Genomic DNA, 24,366 nt, shown 5'->3' with positions numbered 1-24,366 from the left:
GGGACGAGATCGGCCAGTTGATGCTGGCCATGCAGCAGATGGCGGCCGGCTTGAGCAGCATCGTCAGCGGTTTGCAGGCCGGCATCGAGCAATTGGCCAGCTCGGCACAGTCGCTGTCTTCCGTGACCGAGCAGACCAACCTTGAAGTCAGCAGCCAGAAGGAGGAAACCGAGCAGGTGGCCACGGCCATGAACCAGATGACCGCCACCGTGCATGACGTGGCGCGCAACGCCGAAGAGGCCGCGCAAGCAGCCCAGACCGCCGACGATAAGGTTGAAAGTGGCCAGCGGGTGGTGCGCCAGAGCATGGCGCGTATTGAACAACTGGCTGATTCGGCCACGTCGGCCAGCACCAGCATCGAAAGTCTCAGCGCCGAGATACAGAACATCGGCACGGTACTGAGCGTGATCAAGAGCGTCGCCGAACAAACCAACCTGCTGGCGCTCAACGCCGCTATCGAGGCGGCCAGGGCGGGCGAGCAGGGCAGGGGTTTTGCCGTGGTAGCCGATGAGGTGCGAGCCCTGGCCAAGCGTACGCAACAGTCCACCGAAGAAATCGAGCGATTGGTCAGCGCCCTGCGCTCGGCCGCCCAGACGTCCGTACAACAGATCCAGAGTAGCGGCGAATTGGTGAAAATGGCCGTCAGCGATGCGCTGCAGACCGAAAGCGCATTGGGCAGCATCGCGGCGGCGGTGTCGTTGATTCAGCAAATGAACCAGCAAATCGCGGCGGCGGCCGAGCAACAGAGCTCGGTGGCTGAAGAGATCAACCGCAGTGTTACCAGTATCCGTGCCAGCGCCGATCAATCGTCCATGGCCATGCAGGGCAATGCCGCTTCAAGCATTGAGCTGGCACAGCTGGGGAGCGAGTTGAAGGGGATGGTGGGGCATTTCAGGTTGTGAGTGTGGGGCTGCACTGAGCGCCTTCGCGAGCAGGCTCGCTCCCACATTGGATCTTCATCAGTCACAGAGTTAATGCACGCCGCGAAACCGTGTGGGAGCGAGCCTGCTCGCGAAAGCGGCGTGTCAGTCACTATCAATGCTGACTGACCCACCGTCTTCGCGAGCAGGCTCGCTCCCACAGGAGAAACGGGCCGGCTATCAGCCCAGGCTCAATCGTAGACCTTCTTCTTCTTCCACTCGTCGTTCGCTTCGTCTTCCTTCAACCCTTCAGTCAACTGGTTGACCTCACCTTCGACCGGCTGGGTGCTGGCCAGGACCTGGGCATTGGCGCGGGCCAGAAGCTTCTCCAGATAGGCCAACTGTTCGGCATAGACCTGCGGCTCCTGCTGTTTGCGCAGGTATTGCACGCCCCGCTCGAAGGCCAGGCGGGCCTGCCCCGGCTGCTCCTGTTGCAAGGCTTGCTGACCGAGATTGTTGAAGAACTCGATGTGCAGCAGCACCAGCAGGTGCCGCACTTCACGGATCCAGCGCTTGGCCTCGTTGGGCGGCAGGAAGCCATCCTGCGCGGCGCGGGTGATCTGGCCGTGCAACGCTTCGAGCAGAAACCGCACATCCTTGGCCTTGGCCTCGGTTTGTATCGGTGCCGGCGGGTTGCTTACCGGAATCGACTCACCCTGGGCCGCCAATGCGGACAGTTCATCCAGGCGAGCCTTGACCGCAGCGTTGGACTTTTCAAGATTGAGCAAGCGCTGGCAGACATTCATCTCCAGGCGCGTCATCAGCAATTTCAGGGCCGGGGTCATCAACTGGCCGGGGAAGGTTTCCGTGAGCTCGCCACAACGCCGCAAGCGGTCGTTGAGTTCGACTTTGGTGCGGGCCTTTTCCAGCTTGTTGTTTTCCACCACATGGTTCATGTAGCCAATGGCGATCAACAGTGCGATCCCGGCTACGACGAGCAGGGTGATCATGAGTGGTGTCACCGGTAAGACCTCTTTATTAGCGTTCGCATGTCATGAGTGTAGTGGCTTGGCTTTTAAGCGCATAGGCCCGAGCGACGCGATTAGACGGGCGACGTACTGTTCACGCGGCGCGTAGCGGAGTAGCTGCACATTGCCACTATTTGTCGGGCGCGACTATAACCCCTTGGCGGGTGACAGAATATAGGCGCCAGAGAGCGGACAGGGAAAATCCGCGAATCCTCCTCAAACCGGGCGAAGTCATTGATTTAAATAAATTTATATTCGGGGGTTGACGACCCTTCAATCCATCCATAGAATGCGCGCCACTTACAGCGTAAAGCACTCAGCCAAACGTGATTAAGTAGTGAATGTTGTACGTGTGTCCCCTTCGTCTAGTGGCCTAGGACACCGCCCTTTCACGGCGGTAACAGGGGTTCGAGTCCCCTAGGGGACGCCAATGCGGGAATAGCTCAGTTGGTAGAGCACGACCTTGCCAAGGTCGGGGTCGCGAGTTCGAGTCTCGTTTCCCGCTCCAATTTTAAACAGCGTTGCTTTCGGGCAGGGCTGAGTGAAGCCAGAGCCGACATCTTTGGATGCGGATTTGGGCACTGGAATACACACCATGTGTTCCAGTTAGCGTGTCCCCTTCGTCTAGTGGCCTAGGACACCGCCCTTTCACGGCGGTAACAGGGGTTCGAGTCCCCTAGGGGACGCCATTTGCGGGAATAGCTCAGTTGGTAGAGCACGACCTTGCCAAGGTCGGGGTCGCGAGTTCGAGTCTCGTTTCCCGCTCCAAATTCAAGAAAACGCCGCTCATTGAGCGGCGTTTTTTTTATGCGCGTGAAAAAAGTCTTTTTCAGCCCTCAAGGCTAAGTACCGCGCGCGCACTGCCAAACCTGGCTCGATAAAAGAGCAAAAAAAGACCCGCAGAGTTTTTAAGCCATGCGGGTCTTGGTCGTGCTGCTTGCAATCAGTGCTTGCTGTCCTGATCCGACATGGCCAGCAATTGTTTTTCCTGGTTCCAGTCGAACGGCTCGTCGTTTTGCTCGGCTTCGAAACGACGTTCCTCGAGGGCCTGGTACAGGGCGATCTCTTCGTCGGGCATGTAGTGCAGGCAATCGCCGCCGAAATACCACAGCAGGTCACGAGGCACCAGGTGGGCGATCTGTGGATAACGCACGATCACCTGGCACAGCAGGTCCTGGCCCAGGTACTGGCTTTCGATCGGGTCGACTGGCAGCTGCGCGCGCAATTCGTCAAAGCGCTCCAGGAACAGCGCATGGCTTTCTTCAGGAACCTGTTCGGCCTCACCCACGGCGACCAGGATGCTGCGCAAGTGGTCAAGCAAGACGAGGTGATCGGCAACGACGTTGGACACGAGATAAGTCCTCAAGAGCAAAACGGGCGCAGGAGTATAAAGCTCCTGCGCCCGCTTTTACATGCTATCGATCAGATCGCTGTCAGGATCACCGGACCTTGGCCTCGGCGAGCGTCAGTTCCTCCTTGTCGAAATCATCGACATCGATGACCTTGCGGCGTGCCGCTTCGGCTGCGCGCAGGGTCTGTGCCTCAGCGGCTTGCAGGACCCCCGCTTCCAGGGCCGCATCAATGACGTGTTCGCCTGGCGCGGGGTTGAGTTGACCCTGCTTGAGCGCTCCATGGAGCTTTTTGTGGAGCGGTTGAGCGGCGGCCAGCAGGTCAGCGGCATGTTGCAGCGCACCCACCGGGTCCTCTTCCGACTGCGGGCGATAACAGCCTTGGAGCAGCTCTTCCAGAGTAGGATCGCCCTTGGCGCGGCCGATAACGGCAGCCACCTCGGCGTCCAGCCTGTCGCTCGGTCCCTTGTGACGGCGGCCGAAAGGAAACACCACCACTCGCAACAGGCCGCCCAGTAGCCGATTCGGGAAGTTGACCAGCAGTTCGTCCAGTGCCCGCTCCGATTGACCCAGGCTTTCCTCCATGGCCCAGCGAAACAGCGGCGCCATATGGTCTGGCGAATCAAGGTCGTGATAGCGCTTGAGCGCCGCCGAGGCCAGGTAAAGGTTGCTCAATACATCGCCCAGGCGTGCCGACAGGCGTTCGCGACGTTTGAGTTCGCCACCCAGCAGCATCATGCTCAGGTCCGCCAGCAGGGCGAAGGCTGCCGCCTGCCGGTTGAGAGCACGGAAATACCCTTGGCTCAGGGCGTTGCCCGGCACGTTGTCGAAATGCCCCAGGCCGAGGTTCAGGACCAGGGTGCTGGCGGCGTTGCCGATGGCAAAACCGATGTGCTTGAGCAGCAACCCGTCGAATTCGACCAATGCCTGGTCTTTGTCTTCTCGGGTTGCCAGGGCCATTTCCTTCAATACGAACGGATGGCAGCGAATCGCCCCCTGGCCGAAGATCATCAGGTTGCGCGAGAGGATATTTGCGCCTTCGACCGTGATGAAGATCGGCGCGCCTTGCCAACTGCGGCCCAGGTAGTTGTTCGGCCCCATGATGATGCCCTTGCCGCCGTGCACGTCCATGGCGTGGCTGATGCACTCGCGGCCGCGCTCGGTCAGGTGGTACTTGAGGATGGCCGAGAGTACCGAAGGCTTTTCGCCGAGGTCCACCGCGTTGGCGGTCAGCATGCGTGCCGCGTCCATCAACCAGGCATTGCCGCCGATGCGGGCCATGGCTTCCTGGATGCCCTCGAAGGCGGACAACGGCACGTTGAATTGTTCCCTTACCTGGGTGTACTGCCCGGTGACCAGGCTGGTGAGCTTCGCCGCGCCGGTCCCTACCGCCGGCAGGGAAATCGAGCGCCCGACCGACAGGCAATTCATCAGCATCATCCAGCCCTTGCCGAGCATGGCCTGGCCGCCGATGAGGCAGTCCAGCGGGATGAACACGTCCTTGCCCCAGTTCGGTCCGTTCATGAAGGCGGCGCCAAGAGGCAGGTGACGGCGGCCGATATTGACCCCGGGCGTATCCGTGGGGATCAGCGCCAGGCTGATCCCCAGGTCCTCTTCTTCACCCAGCAGGTGGTCGGGATCATAGGCTTTGAAGGCCAGGCCGAGGAGGGTGGCGACGGGGCCGAGGGTGATGTAGCGTTTTTCCCAGTTCAAGCGCAGGCCGATGGTTTCCTGGCCGTGCCATTCGCCTTTGCAAATGATCCCGGTGTCGGGCATCGCCCCTGCATCGGAGCCGGCCAGCGGCCCGGTCAGGGCGAAGCAGGGAATATCGTCGCCCCGGGCCAGTCGAGGCAGATAATGGTTGCGTTGTTCATCGGTGCCGTAGTGCAGCAGCAGTTCCGCCGGGCCGAGGGAGTTGGGGACCATCACGGTGGATGCCAGGTCGCCACTGCGGGTGGCCAGTTTCATCGCCACCTGGGAGTGGGCATAGGCGGAAAATCCCTTGCCGCCGTATTCCTTCGGAATGATCAGGGCGAAGAAACCATGTTCCTTGATATGGGCCCAGGCTTCGGGCGGCAGGTCCATGGCCTGGCCGATCTGCCAGTCGCTGACCATCGCGCAGAGTTCTTCGGCAGGGCCGTCAAGAAATGCCTGCTCTTCTTCCGTCAGTTTCACCTTGGGGTAGGCCAGCAGCATGTTCCAGTCCGGCCGGCCGCTGAATAATTCCCCGTCCCACCACACCGTGCCAGCGTCAATGGCATCGCGCTCGGTCTCGGACATCGGTGGCAAGGTTTTCTGGAACCAGTCGAACATCGGCGCGCTGAAATATCTGCGGCGCAGGTCAGGTAGCAACAGCGGGGCTGCAACGGCGGCAAGTACCAGCCATAGGACAAGCAGCAGCCATCCGGGCGCGTGGCTGAAGATCCCCATCGCCAACAGGTAGACCGCAACGATGCCCAGCGCTGGCAGCGGGGCGGTGCGGCGGTGCGCCAGCCAGGCTATCCCGACGACCAGAACCAGTATCCACAACAACAGCATAAATAATCCTCCGTGAACCAGGGCAAGACCGACCCTCAGAGCTTAGACGGCCTCTGTAAAACCGGCGGTCGGCGCGATGTGATTGATTTCGTGGGAAACCTTGGATGCATAACGCCAGTCTGGTTGGCAACACCGGTAGGAAATCGTTCGTTGGTCAGGTGAGAAAACGCCATTGTTTGGCTGAAACGCCGTTATCGCTCGGCGATATGCAGGTGATTTGAGTCGCGGTTGATCCGGCGTATGCTGCTGCGGCATTTATCCATTGAGGAAGCCGTGATGCTGAAGATCTGGGGTCGGAAGAATTCGTCGAACGTGCGCAAGGCGCTGTGGTGTGCCGAAGAGCTGGGGCTGGCCTACGAGGCCATCGACGCGGGCGGCGCGTTCGGTGTGGTGGACACACCCGAGTACCGCGCAAAAAATCCCAACGGCCGGGTTCCGATGATAGAAGACGAAGGCTTCGTGCTCTGGGAATCCAATACCATCGTGCGTTACCTGGCGGCTCGCCATGCCTCAGGCTCGGCCTGGTACCCCGATGACATACAGGCCCGCGCCAGCGCTGAAAAATGGATGGACTGGACCACGTCCAGCTTTGCCGCTCCGTTTCGCACGGTGTTCTGGGGCGTGCTGCGCACCCCGGCCGAGCAACAGGACTGGCCGGCCATCAACGCGGCAATCAAGGAGTGCGACCAGTTGCTGGCAATGGTGGAGCAAGCCCTGGGCGAACAGCCTTACCTCTGCGGTGAGGAAATCGGCATGGGCGACATTCCCTTGGGTAGTTTCATTTATGCCTGGTTCGAGATGCCCATCGAGCGCGCCGCATTGCCCCGGCTGGAGGCCTGGTACGCACGGCTCCAGCAGCGTCCGGCTTATCGCAAGGCCGTCATGACCGCGTTGACTTAATACTTACTATCGACACACTTCACTGTACTTGTGCGGCGACGCCACGCACCATTGCCTTCCTGCGCCGTGGTTGTATTGCTCGCCGCCGGCCCTTATCTATTCTTCTTCCTCCCCTTCTTGGTGCGTAATCCGATATGAGTTCCGCTCTGTCCATACGGCAGCTAACCAAAACCTACGGCAACGGTTTCCAGGCCCTGAGTGGTATCGATCTGGATGTCGCCGAAGGTGATTTTTTTGCCTTGCTGGGCCCCAACGGTGCCGGCAAATCCACCACCATCGGCATTCTTTCCACGCTGGTGAACAAATCCGGCGGGACGGTGAACGTCTTCGGCCATGACCTGGACCGCGAGCCCGCCGCGCTCAAGCGCTGCATTGGCGTGGTGCCCCAGGAATTCAACTTCAACCAGTTCGAAAAGACCTTCGACATCGTCGTGACCCAGGCCGGCTACTACGGCATCCCGCCGAAGATCGCCAACGAGCGCGCCGAGCAGTATCTGACCCAGCTCGGCTTGTGGGACAAGCGCGATGTGCCGTCCCGTTCGTTGTCCGGCGGCATGAAGCGACGCCTGATGATTGCCCGCGCGCTGGTGCATGAACCGCGCCTGCTGATTCTCGACGAACCCACCGCCGGCGTGGACATCGAGCTGCGTCGTTCGATGTGGACCTTCCTCACCGAGCTGAACCAGAAAGGCATTACCATCATCCTCACCACCCATTACCTGGAAGAGGCCGAGCAGCTGTGCCGCAACATCGGCATCATCGACCACGGCACCATCGTCGAGAACACCAGCATGCGGCAGTTGCTGAGCCAGCTGCATGTGGAAACCTTCCTGCTGGATCTCAAGCATGACCTGAGCGCCGCCCCGCAGCTTGTGGGTTATCCGGCTCGCCTGCTCGACGGCCATACCCTGGAAGTCCAGGTCGACAAGTCCGCCGGTATCACCGGGCTGTTCACCCAGCTGGCCGTGCAAAACATCGAAGTGCTGAGCCTGCGCAACAAGACCAATCGCCTTGAGGAGTTGTTCGTGTCCCTGGTGGAAAAAAACCTGGCGAAGGTGGCGGTATGAGTATGAGTTCGGAACTGCGCCCCAACCTCATCGCCCTCAATACCATTGTCTATCGTGAAGTCCGGCGCTTCATGCGGATCTGGCCGCAGACTTTGCTGCCCCCTGCGATCACCATGGTCCTGTACTTCGTGATTTTCGGTAACCTGATCGGCCGGCAGATCGGCGACATGGGCGGCTTCACGTACATGGACTACATCGTGCCGGGGCTGATCATGATGTCGGTGATCACCAACTCCTACGGCAACGTGGTATCGAGTTTCTTCGGCAGCAAGTTCCAGCGCTCCATCGAAGAGCTGATGGTCTCGCCGGTTTCGCCCCATACGATCCTGATCGGCTTCACCCTGGGCGGCGTGCTGCGCGGGCTGGCGGTCGGCCTGATCGTGACGCTGCTGTCGCTGTTCTTCACCGATCTGCAGGTGCATCACCTGGGGGTGACGATCCTGGTGGTGGTCCTGACTGCGACGATCTTTTCGCTGCTGGGCTTCATCAACGCGGTGTTCGCGCGCAACTTCGATGACATCTCCATCATCCCGACGTTCGTGCTCACGCCGCTGACCTACCTGGGTGGGGTGTTCTACTCGATTTCCCTGCTGCCACCGTTCTGGCAGACCGTATCGCTGGCCAACCCGGTGCTGCATATGGTCAATGCTTTCCGCTACGGGATCCTTGGCGTTTCGGACATTCGCATCAGTATTGCGATTACCTTCATGCTGGTGGCAACCGTGGTGCTTTATGTGGGCTGCGCGCGGTTGCTGGTGAGTGGGCGCGGGATGCGTACCTGACACTGTCTGTGCCTGAAGTGTCGTACCTGTGGGAGCGAGCCTGCTCGCGAAGACTGAACTTCATCCGATGCGGATGTTGGCTGTGATGGCCTCTTCGCGAGCAGGCTCGCTCCCACAGGAGTCTGGATTAAACCCGAATTTCGTGTCTGGAGGGGCAACTCGGTCAGTCCAGTTTTTCTCTCATCCGACTGCGCTTGCGCCGTCGCCACTGCCTGGCAACCCACCATCGCCAATACGCCATGGTGACGAAATAAGCCAAGACTCCAAGCACCAACCCCGTGACCACCGACCCCAGCAAAAATGGCTGCCACAACGTTGACAGCTGGTTGGTGATCCACTCCCAGGTCAATTCTTCCGGCAGTGTCCGGGCTGGAACGTCCATCAGCCAGGCGCCGGTCTGATAGGTGCAGAAGAATACCGCGGGCATGGTGATGGGGTTGGTCAGCCAGACCAGGCTCACCGCGATCGGGATGTTGCCGCGAACCGTGACGGCCAGCGCGGCGGCCAGGAGCATTTGCAGCGGTATCGGCAGAAAAGCGGCGAACAGGCCAACGGCCATCGCCCGCGCCACCGAATGACGATTGAGGTGCCAGAGGTTGGGATCGTGCAGCAGGGTGCCGAGAAAGCGTAAGGATTTATGTTCCCGAATGCTCGCGGGGTCAGGCATGTAACGTTTGAATAATCGCCGGGGCATAAGGCTTCTCGGTCGGGTCAAAGCAGTAAGGCCGCAAGTATGTCCGGATTCTACAACCGGGAGATTCAGACTTTGTGACAATTGTTAACGCCCACGATGCCCCGCACCGGCTAAGCCTGGAGAGGGACTCTCAAGGATGGGCTTATGCGCACGGCAATGGTCGCGCTTGCACTGGGGCTGGTGGCCCCGGTTTTTCTACCGGTACTGCCGTCGCCATGGGTGATCGCAGCCATGGCGACGCTGGCGTTGATGGTACTGCCGTTTCGCCTGTACCCGGCGGGTTGCTTTCTCTTCGGGCTGGTCTGGGCGAGCCTCGCCGCACATCATGCATTGGACGGACGGTTGCCCTCCGCACTGGACGGCGAGACGCGCTGGGTCGAAGGGCGGGTCGTCGGTTTGCCGCAAAACGGCGATGGTACGGTGCGTTTCGAATTGGCCGATATCCAGTCAAGGCGCACGCGCTTGCCAACCTCGATGCGCCTGGCCTGGTATGGCGGGCCGCCGGTCAGTAGCGGTGAAAGATGGCGCCTGGCGGTAAAGCTCAAGCGCCCCGCGGGGCTGCTCAATCCCCATGGCTTCGACTATGAGGCGTGGCTGTTGAGCCGCGGCATTGGCGCGACCGGCAGCGTCAAGCACGGGCGACTCCTGCAACCGGCCGAGGGCGCCTGGCGCGACGGGGTGCGCCAGGCACTGGCGAAAGTCGATGCCCAAGGGCGTTCCGGGGCGCTGATGGCATTGGTCCTTGGCGATGGCTCCGGGTTGAGTCGCGAAGATTGGCAGGTGCTGCAAGACACCGGCACGATCCATCTGCTGGTCATTTCCGGGCAGCACATCGGCCTGTTCGCCGGCCTCGTATACCTGCTGGTCGCCGGCGCGGCGCGTCATGGTGTCTGGCCGGCGCGGTTGCCATGGCTGCCCTGGGCCTGCGTGCTGGCGTTCACCGCGGCGCTGGGTTACGGCCTGCTCGCCGGTTTCGAAGTGCCGGTGCGGCGGGCCTGTGTGATGATCGGGCTGGTGCTGCTGTGGCGCTTGCGCTTTCGCCAGGCCGATCCTTGGACGGCCTGGCTGCTGGCGCTCCTGGCAGTGCTGCTGCTCAATCCGCTGGCGAGCCTGCGGCCGGGGTTCTGGTTGTCGTTCGCCGCGGTGGCCATTCTGCTGTTTACCTTCGGCGGTCGCCTGGGCCCCTGGCGCTGGTGGCAGACCTGGACCCGCGCCCAGTGGCTGATTGCTCTCGGGCTGTGCCCGCTACTCTTGATCCTCGGGCTGCCGGTCAGCCTCAGCGGTCCGTTGGTCAACCTGCTGGCGGTGCCCTGGGTCAGTCTGCTGGTGTTGCCTTCGGCCTTGCTTGGCACCGCGTTGCTACCGATACCTTTCATCGGCGAGAGCCTTCTCTGGATTGCCGGCGGCTTGCTCGATCTGCTGTTCAAGGCGCTCGCGCTGGCAGCCGGGCAGGTGCCAGCCTGGGTGCCTCCCGCGGTGCCGCTGTGGGCCTTGTGCATGGCGGCGCTCGGCACTGCGCTGCTGTTGCTGCCCAAGGGCGTACCGCTGCGGATCCTCGGCTGGCCGATGCTGATGCTGATGGTTTTTCCCCCACGGGAAGAAGTACCCCACGGGCAAGCCGAAATCTGGCAACTGGACGTCGGCCAGGGGCTGGCGATCCTCGTGCGTACCCAGCGGCACGTCTTGCTTTATGACGCGGGGCCGCGGTTTGGCGACGCCGATGCGGGCGAGCGCGTGGTGGTGCCGACCTTGCACAGGCTCGGTGTGCGTACCTTGGACATGCTGCTGCTCAGTCACGCCGATGCCGATCACGCCGGCGGTGCACAAGCCGTACGCAACGGATTGCCGACCCGTCGGGTGGTCAGCGGCGATCCCGAGGCGCTGCCCGTCGATCTGCAGGCAGGGGCGTGCGATAGCGGCGAACGCTGGGAATGGGACGGGGTCAGGTTCGAACTGTGGCGCTGGACATCGGCTGTCGAGAGCAACCAGAAATCCTGTGTCTTGCTGGTCGAGGCCGGTGGCGAGCGGTTGCTGCTGACCGGCGATATCGATACCCATGCCGAACGGGCCTTGCTCGACAGTCCCCTGGCGATGCCGACCCAGTGGCTGGCAGCGCCGCACCATGGCAGCCGCAGCTCATCGTCGATGGCGCTGCTGGCGCGCCTCGAGCCCCATTCGGTATTGATTTCCCGAGGACGTAACAATGCGTTCGGCCATCCCCATCCGTGGGTGATGGAGCGTTATCGACGCTTGGGCATGGCGATCTACGACAGTGCTGAACAAGGTGCCATTCGTCTGCAACTCGGCGCCTTTACACCTGCGCTTGGCCAGGCGGGCATCCGCCGTTACTGGCGCGATCCGCCGCCCGCGGGGCCAGCGTCGGAGCATTGATCTGGCGCAGCGTTCTCGCCGTGTTGTCGGCAGGGCGGGCCTGCACAGCGAGTCTGTATGATAAAGTGGCGCACTTTTTCGAGGGGGCTGTCACTGTGTGGGAATTGGTCAAATCCGGCGGCTGGATGATGTTGCCGATCATTCTGAGTTCCATCGCGGCACTGGGTATCGTTGCCGAACGCCTGTGGACCCTGCGGGCCAGCCGCGTGACCCCGGAGCATCTGCTCGGGCAGGTCTGGGTCTGGATCAAGGACAAGCAGCTGAACAAGGACAAGCTCAAGGAGCTGCGAGCCAGCTCGCCGCTGGGGGAGATCCTCGCGGCAGGCCTGGCGAATTCCAAGCATGGTCGCGAGATCATGAAGGAGTGCATCGAGGAGGCCGCCGCGCGGGTCATCCATGACCTGGAGCGCTATATCAATGCCCTCGGAACCATCGCGGCCATGTCTCCATTGCTGGGCCTGCTGGGTACGGTTCTCGGCATGATCGACATTTTCAGCGCCTTCACCGGTTCCGGCATGACAACCAACGCCGCCGTGCTGGCGGGCGGTATTTCCAAGGCATTGATCACTACCGCCGCGGGCCTGATGGTGGGCATCCCGGCCGTGTTCTTCCATCGCTTCCTGCAGCGCCGCGTCGACGAGCTGGTGGTGGGCATGGAGCAGGAAGCCATCAAGCTGGTCGAGGTGGTGCAGGGCGACCGTGACGTGGACCTGGCCGGGGGCAAGAAGTGAAATTCCGCCGCAAACCACGGGAAAACATCGAGATCAACCTGGCGTCGCTGATCGACGTGGTGTTCATCCTGCTGCTGTTTTTCGTCGTGACCACCACCTTCACCCGGGAAACCCAGCTGAAGGTTGAGCTGCCGCAAGCGGTGAGTGGCTCGCCGGCCGAGGACCAGCAGTTGAAGAACCTGGAAGTCACGATCAGCGCCGAGGGCGCGTTCTCGGTCAACAACCAGTTGCTGCCCAAGAGCGACCTGGCGAGCCTGATCGAGGCCCTGCAGAGGGAGTCCGGCGGTGATACCAACCTGCCGCTGGCCATCAGCGCCGACGGCAAGACGCCTCATCAATCGGTCATCACCGCCATGGACGCGGCTGGCAAGCTCGGCTTCAGCCATCTGCGCATGACCACGGTCGAGGCGGCACCGGCACCTTGATGGCCATGTCCGATCGATTGCTTGCCGCGTGGTACAAGGGGCATCCCGCCCTGGTGCTGCTGCGCCCGCTTGAATGGCTGTACCGACGCGTAGTGATCGGCAAGCGCGAGCGCTTCCTGGCGGGCGAGGGCGAGATCTACCAGCCGCCGGTGCCGCTGATTGTGGTGGGTAACATCACCGTTGGCGGCACCGGCAAGACGCCGTTGATCCTCTGGATGATCGAGCATTGCCAGCGCAGTGGCCTGCGGGTCGGCGTGGTCAGCCGGGGTTACGGCGCCAGGCCGCCGCAATTGCCATGGCGAGTCGAGGCCGAGCAGGGCGCCGATGTCGCGGGCGACGAACCGCTGCTCATCGTCCAGCGCAGCGGCGTGCCGTTGATGATCGATCCTGATCGCAGCAGCGCTGTCCGGGCGCTGCTGGACGCCGAGCCACTGGACCTGATCCTGTCCGACGACGGTATGCAGCATTACCGCCTGGCCCGTGACCTCGAACTGGTATTGATCGACAGCGCCCGTGGCCTGGGCAACCGTCGTTGCCTGCCGGCCGGCCCGTTGCGCGAGCCGGTGGAGCGCCTGCGCTCGGTCGACGCCGTGCTGTTCAACGGCGCCAGCGCTGATCGCGAGGACGGCTTCGCGTTCGAGTTGCGGCCCACCGCGCTGATCAACCTGGCCAGTGGCGAACGGCTCCCTCTCGACCATTTTCCACCCGGCCAGGCCTTGCATGCCGTGGCCGGTATCGGCAACCCCCAGCGTTTCTTCAAGACCCTCGAAACGCTACACTGGCGGCCGATACCGCACGGGTTTGCCGATCACGCCGAATACAGTGCCCAGGCCTTCGATTTCGAACCGTCATTGCCAGTGGTCATGACGGAAAAGGACGCGGTCAAATGCCGTGCCTTCGCCGCGCCCGACTGGTGGTACCTGGCGGTTGACGCCGCGCCTTCGCCGGCCTTCGCGGCCTGGTTCGATGCACAGCTGATGCGCCTGTTGCCGGATCGACTCTTGCCTTAAACGTAATACCCAGGGGAATTTCATGGACACCAAACTGCTCGATATCCTGGCTTGCCCGGTCTGCAAAGGCCCGCTCAAGCTCAGTGCCGACAAGACCGAGCTGATCAGCAAGGGCGCCGGCCTGGCCTATCCGATTCGCGACGGCATCCCGGTGATGCTCGAAAGCGAAGCCCGTACCCTGACCACCGACGAGCGCCTGGATAAATGAATACAGCGTTTACTGTTGTCATTCCGTCGCGCTTTGCCTCCACGCGCTTGCCCGGTAAACCGTTGCTGCTGATCGCCGGCAAGCCGATGATCCAGCATGTCTGGGAGCAGGCTTGCAAGAGCACCGCCCAGCGTGTGGTGGTGGCGACCGATGACGCGCGCATCGTGGAGGCCTGCAAGGGCTTTGGCGCCGAAGTGGTGATGACCCGCGAGGATCACAACTCCGGTACTGATCGCCTGGCGGAAGTGGCTGGGAAACTTGGCCTGGCGCCCGACGCCATCGTCGTCAACGTGCAGGGCGACGAGCCGCTGATCCCGCCGAGCGTGATTGATCAGGTCGCGGCGAACCTGGCGGCGCACCCCGAGGCACGCATGGCCACCCTGGCCGAGCCGATCGAGGATGTGCAGACGCTGTTCAATCCCAACGTGGTCAAGGTGGTCAGCGACCTCAACGGTCTGGCATTGACGTTCAGTCGTGCCAGCTTGCCTTGGGCCCGAGAGGCATTCGCTCAGGACCGCGACGTGTTGCCCGAAGGCGTGCCGTACCGTCGCCATATCGGTATCTATGCCTACCGCGCCGGTTTTCTTCAGGACTTCGTCGCTTGGGGCCCGTGCTGGCTGGAAAACACCGAAGCCCTCGAGCAACTTCGGGCGTTGTGGCATGGCGTGCGGATCCACGTCGCCGATGCGCTGATTGCGCCGCCAACTGGTGTAGACACCCCCGAAGACCTCGAGCGCGTTCGTCGCCTGCTGGAGGCTTGATGCGGGTTCTGTTCGTCTGCCTCGGCAACATTTGTCGGTCGCCCACCGCCGAAGGCATCTTGCGCCATAAGCTGCGCGAAGCCGGGCTGGAGGGGCAAGTGGAAGTCGCTTCCGCCGGTACCGGTGACTGGCACGTCGGCAAAGCCCCTGATAAACGCAGCATGGCTGCGGCCCTGCGACGTGGCTACGATCTGTCGGCCCAGCGGGCCCGGCAAGTCAGCCGCGCCGATTTCGCCGCCTATGACCTGATCCTGGCGATGGACAGCAACAACCTGCGCAACCTCAAGACATTGCAACCGGCCAGTGGCAAGGCCGAGCTCGATCTGTTCCTGCGTCGCTACGAGGCTGAGCTCGATGATGTCCCAGATCCGTACTACGACGGCGAACAGGGTTTCGAGCAGGTGCTCGACCTGATCGAACAGGCCACGGATCGCCTGGTCATCGAATTGAAGGGGCGGTTATGACCTTGCATGTCCAGGCCGGCGTCAGCCTCAAGCCGTTCAACAGCTTTGGTGTGGACGTCGCCGCACGGTTGTTCGCCGAGGCCCACGGCGATGCCGATGTCCGCGAGGCGCTGGCCTATGCCGCCGGGCATGATCTGCCGTTGCTGGTGATCGGCGGCGGCAGCAACCTGCTGTTGACCGACGACATCGACGCGCTGGTGTTGCGCATGGCCAGCCAGGGGGTCCGCCTGCTCAGCGACGACGGCGAACGTGTGGTGATCGAGGCCGAGGCCGGGGAGCCCTGGCATCCTTTTGTCCAGCACACGCTGGCGCAAGGTTGGTCGGGGCTGGAGAACCTCAGCCTGATTCCCGGTACGGTAGGGGCGGCACCGATGCAGAATATCGGTGCCTACGGCGTGGAAATAAAAGATGTCTTTGCCGGTCTTACCGCGCTGGATCGCCATACCGGCGAGTTGCGCGACTTCACCCTTGAAGAGTGCGCCTTCGCCTACCGCGACAGCCTGTTCAAGCAGCAGGCGGGGCGCTGGCTGATCCTGCGGGTACGTTTTGCCCTCAGTCGTGTCGCGCATCTGCACCTGGAATACGGCCCGGTCCGCCAGCGCCTGAGCGAGCAAGGCATTGCTCAGGCAACGCCTTCGGATGTCAGCCGGGCGATTTGCAGCATCCGCAGCGAAAAACTTCCGGACCCCGCCGTATTGGGTAACGCCGGCAGCTTCTTCAAGAACCCGTTGGTGCCCGCCACCCATGTGGCCCATCTCAAGCTGCAATACCCCGACCTGGTGGCTTATCCGCAGCCTGGAGGGCAGATGAAAATCGCTGCCGGCTGGCTGATCGAGCGGGCCGGCTGGAAGGGCTTTCGCGAGGGCGACGCTGGCGTGCACAAGTTGCAGGCACTGGTGCTGGTCAATTATGGCAACGCCACGGGCCTGCAATTGCTGGACCTGGCTCAACGGATCCAGAAGGACATTGCCGAACGTTTCCAGGTCGATCTGGAGATGGAGCCGAATCGGTACTGACGGGCGCTTGGCCCTGCGTGAACAAAAAAACGCCCTGCATGACCGGCACTCGCTCATTCGTGCAGGATTGTGCAGGGCGTTTTGCTTGTTCCTGGGTTAATTTAATTGGCTGACGATGCGAGCATACGCATCCCCAAGGCCCGGTGCAGACGCTGTTGACGTGTGCACAAGAGAGCCGGATCAGCCTGAGCCAGTCTGCGACACCGAACCGATCACCAAACGGCAGATTGCTCGACCCCCATAACTCGAAACGAATGCGGGCGTGCCCATGATTACCCTGAAACTCAATGGAACAGATCATCAACTGGATGTCACCGAGGACATGCCGCTGCTGTGGGCGATCCGCGACGTGGCCGGCTATAACGGCACCAAGTTCGGCTGCGGCATGGGCCTGTGCGGCGCGTGTACGATCCACATCGATGGCGCCCCGGCGCGCAGTTGCATCACGCCGATCGGCTCGGTGAAAGGCCAGAACATCAGCACCATCGACGCGCTTCACGTCGACCCGGTCGGCCAGGTTGTGCAGAAGGCCTGGCTGGACACCGCCGTGGCCCAGTGCGGTTTCTGCCAGGGCGGGCAGATCATGTCCGCCACGGCGTTGCTCAAGACCAATCCCAACCCGACGGATGAACAGATCGAGGAGGCCATGGTCGGCAACCTCTGCCGTTGCGGCACCTACAACCGGATCAAGACCGCGATCCGCCAGGCCTCCACTCACCTGAAGGAGGCTAAGGCATGAGCCGCTTGCCGAATGATTTTGTGCTGAGCAATCTCAGTCGTCGGGGTTTCCTCAAGGGCGCCAGCGCCACGGGCGTGCTGGTGCTTGCCGCCAGTTGGGGGCTGCCGGAGGCCTTTGCCGAAGAGAAGAAGTTCGGCGCCGAGGGCATGCCCCATGGTGCGGTCGACGACCCCAAGGTCTACGTGAGCATTGCCGCTGACGGCAGCGTCACGGTGATCTGCAACCGTTCGGAAATGGGCCAGGGCGTGCGCACCAGCCTGAGCATGGTGGTGGCCGACGAACTCGACGCCGACTGGGCGCTCGTCAAGGTCAGGCAGGCGCCGGCTGATGAGGCGCGCTTCGGCAACCAGGACACCGACGGCTCGCGCAGCATGCGTCACTGGTACGAGCCGATGCGCCGCTGCGGTGCCGCCGCCCGGACCATGCTTGAATTGGCCGCCGCTGCCCAGTGGAAAGTGCCGGTGGGCGAATGCCGCGCGCAACTGCACAAAGTGGTGCATCAGCCTTCGGGGCGCGAACTGGGTTATGGCGAGTTGGCCGCCGCCGCCGCGGCCTTGCCGGTTCCGGCCCGCGACAGCCTGCGCCTCAAGCAGCCGTCGGAGTTTCGTTACATCGGCAAGGAGGCGAGCCGTGCCATCGACGGCGCGGACATCGTCAACGGCCGCGCGGTGTTCGGTGCCGATGTGCATTTCGACGGCATGCTCTACGCCGTCGTGGCCCGCCCACGGGTCTACGGTGGCAAGATCAAGAGCGTGGACAGCAGCGCGGCGTTGAAAGTACCGGGCGTGGTCAAGGTGGTGCAGATCGAAGGGCGCCCTTTGCCCTCCGAATTCCAGCCGCTGGGCGGCGTGGCGGTGGTAGCGAAAAACACCTGGGCGGCGATCAAGGGCCGCGAAGCGTTGAAAATCGAATGGGACGATGGCCCGAACGCCGGTTATGACTCCATCGCCTACCGCAAGGAACTGCAAGCGGCTGCGCTGAAGCCGGGCAAAGTCCTGCATAGCACTGGTGACCTTGACGACGCACTGGCCAAGGCCGATTCGACGTTGGAGGCTGCCTACTACCTGCCGCACCTGTCCCAGTCACCGATGGAACCGATGGTCGCGGTCGCCCGCTTCAAGGACGGTCAATGCGAAGCCTGGGCACCGAGCCAGGCACCCCAGGTCACCCGCGAACGCGTCGCCGAGCGCCTGGGCATTGCTTTCGAGAAGGTCACGATAAACATCACGTTGCTGGGCGGCGGTTTCGGACGCAAGTCCAAACCCGACTTCGTCGTCGAGGCGGCTGTGCTCGCCAAGGAATTCCCCGGCCAGGCGGTTCGGGTGCAATGGACCCGCGAGGACGACATTCATCACTCGTATTTCCATACCGTATCGGCCGAATACCTGAAGGCCGGCCTGAACAAGGACGGGCTGCCCTCCGGTTGGCTGCATCGCACCGTGGCCCCGTCCATCACCGCGTTGTTCGCGCCGGGCATGACCCACGAAGCGCCATTCGAAGTGGGCATGGGCGTGACCAACATGGCCTATGCCATTCCCAACCTGCGCCTGGAGAACCCCGAGGCGGTGGCCCATGCCCGGGTTGGCTGGTACCGCTCGGTGTCGAACATTCCCCATGGTTTTGCGATCCAGAGCTTCATCGACGAACTGGCCCACAAGGCCGGCCAGGACCCGCTCAAGTACCATCTGAAGTTGCTCGGCCCGGACCGCAAGATCAACCCCAACAGCCAGAATGACAGCTGGAACTACGGTGAATCGCCCGAGCGTTATCCCATCGATACGGCGCGGATCCGCACGGTGCTGGAGACTGCGGCGAAGGCCGCTGGCTGGGGCCGTGAATTGCCCAAGGGCCGGGGCTTGGGGCTGGCGGTGCACTACAGTTTCGTCACCTACGTGGCCGCGGCAATTGAAGTCGAGGTCAAGGATGACGGCACGGTGATCGTGCACAAGGCGGACATTGCCGTGGACTGTGGGCCGCAGATCAATCCCGAGCGCATCCGCTCGCAGTTCGAAGGCGCCTGTGTGATGGGCCTGGGCAATGCGATGGTCGGGGAGATCAGCTTCAAGGACGGCAAGGTCCAGCAGGACAATTTCCACATGTACGAAGTGGCGCGCATGTCCCTGGCACCCAAGGAAGTAGCCGTGCACCTGGTCACTCCGCCGGGCGAAGTGCCGCTGGGAGGCGTTGGTGAACCGGGCGTGCCGCCGATCGCGCCGGCATTGTGCAACGCCATCTTCGCTGCCACCGGCAAGCGCATCCGTGATCTGCCCGTGCGCTACCAGCTGCAAGGCTGGCAACAGGCCAAAGCCTGATGGACAGCGTTGATCTGAACGTGCTGCGCAGCGTGCTGGAATGGCGTCGCGCCGGGCAGCGGGTGGTGCTGTTCACCGTGGTCCAGACCTGGGGCACCGCGCCGAGACCTCCGGGGGCCATGCTGGCCTTGCGCGAGGACGGCGTGGTGATCGGTTCGGTATCGGGCGGTTGTGTCGAGGATGACCTGATCGCCCGGCTGCACGACGGCCGAATTCCGGCGGATGGCCCGCCCGTGCAGCTCATCACCTACGGTGTCACCCGCGAGGAAGCGGCGCGTTTCGGCTTGCCGTGCGGCGGCACCTTGCGCCTGACGGAGGAGCGAGTCGGCGATCCAGCTTGGGTCGCCGAGTTGCTGGCGCGGTGCGAGGCCCACGAGATAGTTGCCCGGGAATTGACCATCGCGACCGGCGGCGTGGTGCTGACACCGGCGAGCAAAAGCGATGCCTTGGTGTTCGATGGCGAAACGCTACGGGCGATTTATGGCCCGCGCTGGCGGCTGTTGCTGATCGGCGCCGGGCAGCTGTCGCGTTACGTGGCGGAAATGGCCCGGTTGCTGGATTTCGAAGTGCTGATCTGCGACCCGCGCAAGGAATTCGTCTACGGTTGGGAAGAGCAGCATGGCCGCTTTGTTCCGGGCATGCCCGACGAGGCGGTGCTGAGCATCGAGACCGATGAGCGCACCGCGATCGTTGCCCTGACCCATGACCCGCGCCTGGACGACATGGCCTTGCTCACCGCCCTGGATTCCAGGGCTTTTTATGTGGGCGCCCTCGGCTCACGGGTCAACAGTCAGAAGCGCCGGGACAACCTCGCTCAGCTAGGCTTGTCAGCACAAGCCATCGAGCGGCTGCACGGGCCCATCGGTCTGCACATCGGCAGTCACACTCCGGCGGAAATCGCCCTGTCGCTGCTGGCGGAAATCGTCGCGATCAAGAATGGCGTCGAATTGCGTCAAAAGAAACCGCTGTAGTCCAGGAGGGAAGGGTATGTCTGAGTCCATTGGCGTGATCATTCTCGCGGCCGGCTCGGGCCGCCGTTTCCGTCAGGTCGCCGGGGCCGACAAGGACAAGCTGCTGGCGGATTGCATAGGCCGTGACGGCGCGGTGCGCTCGGTGATCGAGCACGTGCTGGTCAACCTGCCGGCCTCGCTGGACAAGCGCGTGCTGGTCACCCGCAATGACCGTCCGCAGGCCATTCGCATGGCCCAGGCCTACGGGTGCGATTTCGTCGAGCTGGATTCGCCTGGCCTGGGCGACAGCATTGCCGCCGGTGTCCGGGCCTGTCCGGAGGTGGCTGGCTGGCTGATCGTGCTGGGCGACATGCCGTTTATCCTGCCGTCGAGCATCGAAAAGGTGGTGGCAGGGATTCGCGAGGATGGCATCAGCGTGCCGGTTTTTGCCGGGGAGTATGGGCATCCGGTGGGATTTGGTCGTGGGTTCGGCCCGCAGTTGATGGCGTTGTCCGGTGACCGTGGTGCGAAGGTGTTATTCGCCGGGGCGCAAGTGGCCGAGGTGCCGGTAGACGATCCGGGTGTGACCTGGGACATCGATGTGCCCGAAGCATTGATCTTCAGATAGATTTCTTGATGGATTGTAAAATTTATGGGGGTTGCAATTCCCCTGTGGGAGCGAGCTTGCTCGCGAAAGCAGTCTGATTTCAACAGTGATGCAAGCTGATCCACCGCCTTCGCGAGCAAGCTCGCTCCCACATGGGTTTTTCAGCGGATATGGATCTCATGCCAGGCGCTCATAGGGACCTGCAAATCGAAGGCATAAAAAAGCCCCGCCTGGCATCACCAGGCGGGGCTTTTTACTGGGCGGTGGAATCAGGCGTGAGGTTTAGGCTCGTGCTCTTTTTCCAGGGCTTCAGTGTGACGCGGAGCGACTTCTTCTTCAGCAGCGTGCTGAGGTTCGTCGATCACCGGGGCCGATTCAGCCGGGGCTTCAGCTACCGGGGCAGGGGCTGCCTCGGCGACTTCTTCCACGACCGGAGCCGGTTCGGCGGCAGGCGCTTGAGCGGCAGCCAGTTCAGCTTCCTTCTGCAGACGCTCAGCCTCACGCTTGCGACGACGCACTTCGCGTGGATCGTTCGGGGCGCGGCCGTTAGGGGTCAGGGCACTGACCGGTGCAGGTGCTTCAACCGGGGCTGGGGCTTCGGCAACCACTGCTTCGGCAACCACAGGCGCTTCGACCACTGGCGCAGGCTCGACCACTTGCGGTTCGACGGCTACTACCGGCTCCGGTTCAGCAACCGGCGCTGGTGCGGCTGGCTCGGCGTTCCAGTTGAAAGCGGTCTGCTCTTCGCGTACTGGCTCTGGTGCGGTTTCCTCGGCAGGCATCTCAACGGCAGAAACTTCAGCGGCAGGTTCAGCGGCTACCAGCGGCTGCTCGACGACCGGGGCAGGCTCGGCTTCGGCTTCGGCTTCGGCTTGCGGCTCGGCTTCACGAACCGGTGCGAGTTCCACTTCTGGCGAAGCAGTAACTTCTACCGGAGTGGTCGCTTCGACAACTGGCGCCTCGACTGCTGCCTCTTCCACCGCAGCGGTGGCCCGTTCGGCCTGCTCGTGTGCCTGGGCCTCGGCTGGGGCGCTGATCGCGCTGCTGGCAACTGCCGCGGTGACGGCCAGGCCGGCGGCCAGGTCGGCAGCGCTAGGCGCTTCGGTGTTCTCGCCGGCTTCGGACTCTTCCGAGCCTTCGATCACGTTGCCGTTGGCATCGCGTTGACGCTCGCGACGGTTGCTGCGACGACGCTGGCCGCGGGAGCGACGACGTGGACGATCGCCCTCGGCGTGGTCCTGGCCGTCTTCCTGCAACTGCTCCTCGGTGTTCAGTACTTCCTCTTCGCTGGCTTCGGCGGCTGCCTGCTCGGCGCGCGGCTGACGCTCTTCACGCGGTGGACGCGGTGCACGTTCTTCGCGAGGCTGGCGAGCCGGGCGTTCTGCTGCCGGAGTCGCAGGAGTCGCAGCAGCAGCAGCCGGTGCGGCGTCCAGAGGCTCGCGCAGTTCGCGAACACGTTCTTCACGCTCGCCACGCGGCTTGCGATCTTCACGTGGTGCGCGTGGCTGGCGCTCTTCGCGAGGCGGACGCGGTGCGCGTTCTTCGCGGGCTACCGCTGGAACTTCCTCACGGGCTTCGCGTGGTTGACGCTCTTCACGCGGCTCACGGGGGGCGCGCTCTTCACGCGGGGCACGTTCTTCGCGCGGCTTGCGCTCTTCGTCGCGACGACCGTTGCGGTTGCGGGTCTGCTGGCGACCGTTGCGGCGTTCTTCGTTGCGGGCCGGACGCTCGGTAGCGGCAGGCTTGGCGACAACGGCCGGTGCAGCAGGCTCTTCCTTGGTGGCGAACAGGCTGACCAGGGACTTCACCAGGCCTTTGAACAGGCTTGGTTCCGGCGCTGCGGCCGGGGCTGCAACCGGCGCGGCGGCTTCGGTCGGGACCGGAGCGTTGGCACGGGCCGGTGCGGTCTTGACCGCCGCTTCCTGGCGAACCAGGGTGCGGGTGGCGGCAGCTGGCTGGACGTCTTCGACTTCGGCGGCGGCCGCGGCGATTTCGTAGCTGGACTGGTTGGTATGAGCTTCGGGGCTGTCGTCACGCAGGCGCTGCACTTCGAAGTGCGGCGTCTCGAGGTGGTCGTTCGGCAGGATCACGATGCGGGCGCGGGTGCGCAGTTCGATCTTGGTGATCGAATTACGTTTTTCATTGAGCAGGAACGCCGCCACCGGGATCGGCACCTGGGCCCGAACCTCGGCGGTGCGGTCCTTCAGGGCTTCTTCTTCGATCAGGCGCAGGATCGCCAGGGACAACGATTCGACGTCACGGATGATGCCGGTGCCGTTGCAGCGCGGGCAAACGATGCCGCTGCTTTCGCCCAGGGATGGACGCAGGCGCTGACGGGACATTTCCAGCAGGCCGAAGCGCGAGATACGACCGACTTGTACCCGGGCGCGGTCGGCTTCCAGGCATTCACGGACTTTTTCTTCCACGGCGCGCTGGTTCTTGGCCGGAGTCATGTCGATGAAGTCGATGACGATCAGGCCGCCGATGTCGCGCAGGCGCAACTGGCGGGCGATTTCTTCGGCGGCTTCAAGGTTGGTCTGCAGGGCGGTTTCTTCGATGTCGCTGCCTTTGGTGGCGCGCGCCGAGTTGATGTCGATCGACACCAGGGCTTCGGTCGGGTCGATGACGATGGAGCCGCCCGACGGCAGTTCGACGACGCGCTGGAAGGCGGTCTCGATCTGGCTTTCGATCTGGAAACGGTTGAACAGCGGAACGCTGTCTTCGTAGAGCTTGATCTTGCTGGCGTATTGCGGCATCACCTGGCGAATGAAGGTCAGGGCTTCGTCCTGGGCTTCGACGCTATCGATCAGCACTTCGCCGATGTCCTGGCGCAGGTAGTCGCGGATGGCGCGGATGATCACGTTGCTTTCCTGGTAGATCAGGAAAGGTGCGGAACGATCCAGCGAGGCTTCCTTGATCGCGGTCCAGAGTTGCAGCAGGTAGTCGAGGTCCCACTGCATTTCTTCGCTGCTGCGGCCCAGGCCGGCAGTGCGCACGATCAGGCCCATGTCGGCGGGTGCGACCAGGCCGTTCAGGGCTTCGCGCAGTTCGTTGCGCTCTTCGCCTTCGATGCGGCGGGAGATGCCGCCGGCACGCGGGTTGTTCGGCATCAGGACCAGGTAGCGGCCGGCGAGGCTGATGAAGGTGGTCAGGGCGGCGCCCTTGTTGCCACGTTCTTCTTTTTCGACCTGGACGATGACTTCCTGGCCTTCGCTCAGGACGTCCTTGATGTTGACGCGGCCTTCGGGGGCTTTCTTGAAGTATTCGCGGGAGATTTCTTTGAGGGGCAGGAAGCCGTGGCGCTCGGAGCCGAAATCGACAAAGGCAGCCTCAAGGCTTGGTTCGATGCGAGTAATCCGGCCTTTATAGATGTTGGCCTTCTTCTGCTCGCGTGCACCGGATTCGATATCCAGGTCGTAGAGGCGCTGGCCGTCTACCAGTGCAACACGCAACTCTTCGGGTTGAGTTGCGTTAATCAGCATTCTTTTCATGTAGTACCGTCGGTTTCCGGGCTGCCGGAAACGGCGTTCGGCA

Annotated in this window: 21 protein-coding genes and 4 tRNA genes; 20 read left to right on the top strand and 5 right to left on the bottom strand. The window is 62.7% G+C overall.

Annotated elements, in window-relative coordinates; all coding sequences use genetic code 11:
• Nucleotides 1-20: 20 nt before the first annotated feature.
• Nucleotides 21-902: a methyl-accepting chemotaxis protein gene (locus PSH78_RS26715; protein WP_370871134.1), complete on the top strand. Its 882-nt coding sequence runs from the start codon at nt 21-23 to the stop codon at nt 900-902.
• 209 nt (nt 903-1,111) lie between these two features.
• Here the strand turns inward: PSH78_RS26715 and PSH78_RS18840 are convergent, their stop codons facing one another.
• A complete protein-coding gene (locus PSH78_RS18840; RefSeq protein WP_305496076.1) occupies nt 1,112-1,870 on the bottom strand; it encodes a hypothetical protein in 759 nt (252 codons plus the stop codon).
• A gap of 372 nt (nt 1,871-2,242) precedes the next feature.
• On the opposite strand from PSH78_RS18840, the gene PSH78_RS18835 reads away from it, so the two are divergent.
• The 4 genes from PSH78_RS18835 to PSH78_RS18820 all read left to right on the top strand — a co-directional run bounded on the left by PSH78_RS18835 (nt 2,243) and on the right by PSH78_RS18820 (nt 2,656).
• Nucleotides 2,243-2,318: transfer RNA gene (locus tag PSH78_RS18835), tRNA-Glu, on the top strand.
• A gap of 2 nt (nt 2,319-2,320) precedes the next feature.
• Nucleotides 2,321-2,396 (top strand) — tRNA-Gly (locus tag PSH78_RS18830).
• 105 nt (nt 2,397-2,501) lie between these two features.
• Nucleotides 2,502-2,577, top strand: a tRNA-Glu gene (locus PSH78_RS18825).
• Between the two features lie 3 nt (nt 2,578-2,580).
• A tRNA-Gly gene (locus PSH78_RS18820) sits at nt 2,581-2,656 on the top strand.
• Nucleotides 2,657-2,831: 175 nt separating this feature from the next.
• On the opposite strand, the gene PSH78_RS18815 is transcribed toward PSH78_RS18820, so the two are convergent.
• Nucleotides 2,832-3,239, bottom strand: coding sequence for a PA2817 family protein (locus PSH78_RS18815; protein ID WP_305496075.1), 408 nt, complete (start codon nt 3,237-3,239; stop codon nt 2,832-2,834).
• Nucleotides 3,240-3,327: 88 nt separating this feature from the next.
• A complete protein-coding gene (locus tag PSH78_RS18810) occupies nt 3,328-5,775 on the bottom strand; it encodes an acyl-CoA dehydrogenase (protein ID WP_305496074.1) in 2,448 nt (815 codons plus the stop codon).
• A gap of 276 nt (nt 5,776-6,051) precedes the next feature.
• Between PSH78_RS18810 and PSH78_RS18805 the strand changes: the two genes are divergently transcribed.
• From PSH78_RS18805 to PSH78_RS18795, 3 genes are all read left to right on the top strand, one after another.
• The gene (locus tag PSH78_RS18805; protein WP_305496073.1) at nt 6,052-6,675 is read left to right on the top strand and encodes a glutathione S-transferase family protein; all 624 of its coding nucleotides are present in this window, start codon (nt 6,052-6,054) and stop codon (nt 6,673-6,675) included.
• Between the two features lie 134 nt (nt 6,676-6,809).
• Entirely contained in the window at nt 6,810-7,742 is a 933-nt protein-coding gene (locus PSH78_RS18800; RefSeq protein ID WP_305496072.1) for an ABC transporter ATP-binding protein, read from the top strand.
• A 2-nt stretch (nt 7,743-7,744) separates the two neighbouring features.
• Nucleotides 7,745-8,524, top strand: coding sequence for an ABC transporter permease (locus PSH78_RS18795; RefSeq protein WP_181289921.1), 780 nt, complete (start codon nt 7,745-7,747; stop codon nt 8,522-8,524).
• A 163-nt stretch (nt 8,525-8,687) separates the two neighbouring features.
• Here PSH78_RS18795 and PSH78_RS18790 read toward each other — a convergent pair whose 3' ends face one another.
• Nucleotides 8,688-9,218 (bottom strand): DUF2062 domain-containing protein, encoded by a 531-nt coding sequence (locus PSH78_RS18790; protein WP_305496071.1) that lies wholly within the window; start codon nt 9,216-9,218, stop codon nt 8,688-8,690.
• Nucleotides 9,219-9,362: 144 nt separating this feature from the next.
• On the opposite strand from PSH78_RS18790, the gene PSH78_RS18785 reads away from it, so the two are divergent.
• The 12 genes from PSH78_RS18785 to PSH78_RS18730 all read left to right on the top strand — a co-directional run bounded on the left by PSH78_RS18785 (nt 9,363) and on the right by PSH78_RS18730 (nt 20,853).
• Nucleotides 9,363-11,609, top strand: a complete 2,247-nt coding sequence (locus tag PSH78_RS18785; RefSeq protein WP_305496070.1) for a DNA internalization-related competence protein ComEC/Rec2 — start codon at nt 9,363-9,365, stop codon at nt 11,607-11,609.
• A 95-nt stretch (nt 11,610-11,704) separates the two neighbouring features.
• Nucleotides 11,705-12,340: a MotA/TolQ/ExbB proton channel family protein gene (locus tag PSH78_RS18780; RefSeq protein ID WP_305496069.1), complete on the top strand. Its 636-nt coding sequence runs from the start codon at nt 11,705-11,707 to the stop codon at nt 12,338-12,340.
• Nucleotides 12,337-12,765 carry a biopolymer transporter ExbD gene (locus PSH78_RS18775; RefSeq protein WP_305496068.1) on the top strand — a complete coding sequence of 143 codons (429 nt, stop codon included), beginning with the start codon at nt 12,337-12,339 and terminating at the stop codon, nt 12,763-12,765. The genes PSH78_RS18780 and PSH78_RS18775 overlap by 4 nt, the downstream gene beginning before the upstream one ends.
• Entirely contained in the window at nt 12,765-13,775 is a 1,011-nt protein-coding gene (lpxK, locus tag PSH78_RS18770; RefSeq protein ID WP_305496067.1) for a tetraacyldisaccharide 4'-kinase, read from the top strand. Before PSH78_RS18775 ends, lpxK begins: the two co-directional genes overlap by 1 nt.
• A 22-nt stretch (nt 13,776-13,797) precedes the next feature.
• Nucleotides 13,798-13,983, top strand: a complete 186-nt coding sequence (locus tag PSH78_RS18765) for a Trm112 family protein (RefSeq protein WP_003179363.1) — start codon at nt 13,798-13,800, stop codon at nt 13,981-13,983.
• The gene (gene kdsB / locus PSH78_RS18760; RefSeq protein ID WP_305496066.1) at nt 13,980-14,744 is read left to right on the top strand and encodes a 3-deoxy-manno-octulosonate cytidylyltransferase; all 765 of its coding nucleotides are present in this window, start codon (nt 13,980-13,982) and stop codon (nt 14,742-14,744) included. The genes PSH78_RS18765 and kdsB overlap by 4 nt, the downstream gene beginning before the upstream one ends.
• Complete coding sequence (locus PSH78_RS18755) at nt 14,744-15,208, top strand: low molecular weight protein-tyrosine-phosphatase (protein WP_305496065.1); 465 nt, start codon at nt 14,744-14,746, stop codon at nt 15,206-15,208. Before kdsB ends, PSH78_RS18755 begins: the two co-directional genes overlap by 1 nt.
• The gene (murB, locus tag PSH78_RS18750) at nt 15,205-16,224 is read left to right on the top strand and encodes a UDP-N-acetylmuramate dehydrogenase (protein WP_305496064.1); all 1,020 of its coding nucleotides are present in this window, start codon (nt 15,205-15,207) and stop codon (nt 16,222-16,224) included. The genes PSH78_RS18755 and murB overlap by 4 nt, the downstream gene beginning before the upstream one ends.
• A gap of 268 nt (nt 16,225-16,492) precedes the next feature.
• On the top strand, nt 16,493-16,963 hold the full coding sequence (locus PSH78_RS18745) for a (2Fe-2S)-binding protein (protein WP_305501323.1): 471 nt from the start codon (nt 16,493-16,495) through the stop codon (nt 16,961-16,963).
• Nucleotides 16,960-19,275 (top strand): xanthine dehydrogenase family protein molybdopterin-binding subunit, encoded by a 2,316-nt coding sequence (locus tag PSH78_RS18740; RefSeq protein WP_305496063.1) that lies wholly within the window; start codon nt 16,960-16,962, stop codon nt 19,273-19,275. Before PSH78_RS18745 ends, PSH78_RS18740 begins: the two co-directional genes overlap by 4 nt.
• The gene (locus tag PSH78_RS18735; protein WP_305496062.1) at nt 19,275-20,246 is read left to right on the top strand and encodes an XdhC family protein; all 972 of its coding nucleotides are present in this window, start codon (nt 19,275-19,277) and stop codon (nt 20,244-20,246) included. Before PSH78_RS18740 ends, PSH78_RS18735 begins: the two co-directional genes overlap by 1 nt.
• A 16-nt stretch (nt 20,247-20,262) precedes the next feature.
• Nucleotides 20,263-20,853: a nucleotidyltransferase family protein gene (locus tag PSH78_RS18730; RefSeq protein ID WP_305496061.1), complete on the top strand. Its 591-nt coding sequence runs from the start codon at nt 20,263-20,265 to the stop codon at nt 20,851-20,853.
• Nucleotides 20,854-21,101: 248 nt separating this feature from the next.
• On the opposite strand, the gene rne is transcribed toward PSH78_RS18730, so the two are convergent.
• Nucleotides 21,102-24,323, bottom strand: a complete 3,222-nt coding sequence (gene rne / locus PSH78_RS18725; RefSeq protein ID WP_305496060.1) for a ribonuclease E — start codon at nt 24,321-24,323, stop codon at nt 21,102-21,104.
• Nucleotides 24,324-24,366: the final 43 nt, after the last annotated feature.

It is taken from the genome of Pseudomonas sp. FP198, from assembly GCF_030687895.1.
Lineage (GTDB): Bacteria > Pseudomonadota > Gammaproteobacteria > Pseudomonadales > Pseudomonadaceae > Aquipseudomonas.
This window is presented reverse-complemented; position numbering and strand designations above follow the sequence as displayed.

What these genes read in the sequence shown, in the direction of transcription:
- PSH78_RS18740 (WP_305496063.1), top strand. Translation starts at nt 16,960, where the DNA reads ATGAGCCGCTTGCCGAATGATTTTGTGCTGAGCAATCTCAGTCGTCGG.
- kdsB (WP_305496066.1), top strand. Translation starts at nt 13,980, where the DNA reads ATGAATACAGCGTTTACTGTTGTCATTCCGTCGCGCTTTGCCTCCACG.
- PSH78_RS18790 (WP_305496071.1), bottom strand. Translation starts at nt 9,218, where the DNA reads ATGCCCCGGCGATTATTCAAACGTTACATGCCTGACCCCGCGAGCATT.
- PSH78_RS18805 (WP_305496073.1), top strand. Translation starts at nt 6,052, where the DNA reads ATGCTGAAGATCTGGGGTCGGAAGAATTCGTCGAACGTGCGCAAGGCG.
- PSH78_RS18755 (WP_305496065.1), top strand. Translation starts at nt 14,744, where the DNA reads ATGCGGGTTCTGTTCGTCTGCCTCGGCAACATTTGTCGGTCGCCCACC.
- PSH78_RS18730 (WP_305496061.1), top strand. Translation starts at nt 20,263, where the DNA reads ATGTCTGAGTCCATTGGCGTGATCATTCTCGCGGCCGGCTCGGGCCGC.
- lpxK (WP_305496067.1), top strand. Translation starts at nt 12,765, where the DNA reads ATGGCCATGTCCGATCGATTGCTTGCCGCGTGGTACAAGGGGCATCCC.
- murB (WP_305496064.1), top strand. Translation starts at nt 15,205, where the DNA reads ATGACCTTGCATGTCCAGGCCGGCGTCAGCCTCAAGCCGTTCAACAGC.
- PSH78_RS18735 (WP_305496062.1), top strand. Translation starts at nt 19,275, where the DNA reads ATGGACAGCGTTGATCTGAACGTGCTGCGCAGCGTGCTGGAATGGCGT.
- PSH78_RS18840 (WP_305496076.1), bottom strand. Translation starts at nt 1,870, where the DNA reads ATGATCACCCTGCTCGTCGTAGCCGGGATCGCACTGTTGATCGCCATT.
- PSH78_RS18745 (WP_305501323.1), top strand. Translation starts at nt 16,493, where the DNA reads ATGATTACCCTGAAACTCAATGGAACAGATCATCAACTGGATGTCACC.
- PSH78_RS18810 (WP_305496074.1), bottom strand. Translation starts at nt 5,775, where the DNA reads ATGCTGTTGTTGTGGATACTGGTTCTGGTCGTCGGGATAGCCTGGCTG.
- PSH78_RS18795 (WP_181289921.1), top strand. Translation starts at nt 7,745, where the DNA reads ATGAGTTCGGAACTGCGCCCCAACCTCATCGCCCTCAATACCATTGTC.
- rne (WP_305496060.1), bottom strand. Translation starts at nt 24,323, where the DNA reads ATGAAAAGAATGCTGATTAACGCAACTCAACCCGAAGAGTTGCGTGTT.
- PSH78_RS26715 (WP_370871134.1), top strand. Translation starts at nt 21, where the DNA reads ATGCTGGCCATGCAGCAGATGGCGGCCGGCTTGAGCAGCATCGTCAGC.
- PSH78_RS18765 (WP_003179363.1), top strand. Translation starts at nt 13,798, where the DNA reads ATGGACACCAAACTGCTCGATATCCTGGCTTGCCCGGTCTGCAAAGGC.
- PSH78_RS18785 (WP_305496070.1), top strand. Translation starts at nt 9,363, where the DNA reads ATGCGCACGGCAATGGTCGCGCTTGCACTGGGGCTGGTGGCCCCGGTT.
- PSH78_RS18800 (WP_305496072.1), top strand. Translation starts at nt 6,810, where the DNA reads ATGAGTTCCGCTCTGTCCATACGGCAGCTAACCAAAACCTACGGCAAC.